The following is a 1986-nucleotide window of genomic DNA, read 5'->3' as shown; positions in this document are numbered from 1 at the left end:
CTTTGCAGATGAGTTTTCCACCCTCTTGTCACGGCAGCTTGACTGATGGGGGCCTCGGTTGCGCAAAAATCGGGCGGCGGTCGCAGACGCGGCCACAGACGGGCGGGCAGCAGCCGCGCCATGTCCGAAATCAACGTCACGCCCTTCGTGGACGTGATGTTATGCCTTTTGATCATCTTCATGGTGGCCGCCCCGTTGATGACTGTTGGTGTGCCGATTAACCTGCCAGACACCGCCGCAGAAGCCCTGCCGAGTGAGGAAGAAGAACCGCTTACTGTAACCATCGCCCCCGATGGGCGGGTGATGATCCAAACCACCGAAGTTTCGCGGGATGAACTGGTCACGCGGCTGTTGGCCATTGCAGGCGAGCGCGACAGCACGCGCATTTTCCTGCGCGCGGATGGCGCGATTTCCTATGAGCAAGTGATGCAAATCATGGGCGCGCTGAATGCGGGCGGCTTTCGCGAAATCGGCCTTGTGACCGATGCGGGCGGGCCTGCGCTGGATGGCGCGGCGGGCAGCGGGCCTGAGGGGTAAGTTTGATGCGGCGGGAGCTTTATGTCTCGGCTGGGCTGCACATCGCGCTGCTCTTATGGGTGGCGTTTGGGGATATTTTGTTTCACCACAAGACGGAAACCGATTTTCAGGTGACGGGCGTTCAAATCATCTCAACCGCTGAATTTGAAGAACTCACCCGAGCGGCGAGCCTGCCGCCTGCGCCCGAACCTGCGCCAGAGCCAACGCCAGACCCTGCACCGCAACCCGAGGTGCAACCACAGCCCCCAGAAATCAGCGCACCCCCTTTGGGCGCGGAGAATGCGCCCCCTTCAGACACGCCAACACCTGAGGCTGCCCCGCGCGTGGCACCAACACCCGCGCCTGCACCGCCGCCTGATGCCGAAATCGCGCCGACTGTTGTTGAGGCAACCCCTGAGCCTGATGCACAGAGTGAAACACCCGTTGAACAAGAGGTGGCCCAAGCCCCCGAAGCCGCAACGACCCAGATCGTAACAGAGGCCGAAACACCCGCAGCAAGCCTTGCACCGATTGCGTCACCTGTGCCGACCGCACGGCCACAGCGCCCCACACCCGAACCAACACCCGAACCAGAGCCGCAGCCTGAACCTGAACCCGCGCCTGAACCTGCTGACCCGCTCGCTGATGCGATTGCGGCCGCGGTTGCAGATGCGGTCAGCGCCCCTGCGACACCCTCCGTCCCCTCTGGCCCGCCCCTCAGCAGCGGCGAGGTGAATGGTTTGATCGCAGATGTGCGCGCCTGTTGGAATGTTGGCGCGCTATCCTCCGAGGCGCAGCGCACAATTGTCACCATCTCGGTCACCTTGGGCCAAGATGGGCGGCCAGATGCGGGGTCTATCCGAATGATCGACAGTTCTGGTGGCTCGGATGCATCGGTCTCCCAAGCATTTGAAGCAGGACGTCGTGCGATTTTGCGCTGTGGCGCAAACGGGTTTAACCTGCCCTCAGAAAAATATGACCAATGGCAAACCATCGAGATGGTCTTCAACCCTGAACAGATGAGGCTGAGATGAAGGCGCAGTTGATTACAGTTTTTCGCGGCTTGGGGCTGTGCCTTGCGCTTGGCGCAAGCAGCCTACCCGCATGGGCCCAAGGTGCAGGCGGGCCTTTGCGCATTGAAATCACCGAAGGTGTGATTGAGCCGCTCCCCTTCGCCCTGCCTGTCTTTATCGCAGATACGCCCGACATGGCCGATGCCGCCCAAGATATCACGCGGGTGATTGCCGCCGATCTGCGTGGCACAGGCCTGTTTCGCGAAATCCCAGCCGAGGCTCATATTTCCACAATCACCAGTTTTGACAGCCCCGTGCAATTTGCCGATTGGCAAGCCATCAATGCCCAAGCCCTGATCACAGGTTCGGTGGGCCGCACCCCAGAGGGGCAGATGGTTGTGCGCTTTCGGCTTTTTGATGTGTTCTCGCAACTGCCGCTCGGGGATGGGCTGCAATT

2 protein-coding genes and 1 pseudogene are annotated in these 1986 nt (G+C 61.0%); all 3 read left to right on the top strand.

Annotated elements, in window-relative coordinates; all coding sequences use genetic code 11:
- Positions 1 to 45 precede the first annotated feature (45 nt).
- Positions 46 to 537 carry a protein TolR gene (gene tolR, locus ACR0B3_RS23775; protein ID WP_480811209.1) on the top strand — a complete coding sequence of 164 codons (492 nt, stop codon included), beginning with the start codon at positions 46 to 48 and terminating at the stop codon, positions 535 to 537.
- Positions 538 to 542: 5 nt separating this feature from the next.
- On the top strand, positions 543 to 1550 hold the full coding sequence (locus ACR0B3_RS23770) for an energy transducer TonB (protein ID WP_480811208.1): 1008 nt from the start codon (positions 543 to 545) through the stop codon (positions 1548 to 1550).
- Positions 1547 to 1986: pseudogene (tolB, locus tag ACR0B3_RS23765) on the top strand (Tol-Pal system protein TolB); the annotation flags it as partial. The gene ACR0B3_RS23770 and the pseudogene tolB, both read left to right, overlap by 4 nt.

This window comes from Ruegeria sp. CE9, from assembly GCF_056537425.1.
The sequence above is the reverse complement of the archived record's forward strand: the minus strand, read 5'-3'. Positions and strand labels throughout refer to the sequence as shown.

What these genes read in the sequence shown, in the direction of transcription:
- tolR (WP_480811209.1), top strand. Translation starts at nt 46, where the DNA reads ATGGGGGCCTCGGTTGCGCAAAAATCGGGCGGCGGTCGCAGACGCGGC.
- ACR0B3_RS23770 (WP_480811208.1), top strand. Translation starts at nt 543, where the DNA reads ATGCGGCGGGAGCTTTATGTCTCGGCTGGGCTGCACATCGCGCTGCTC.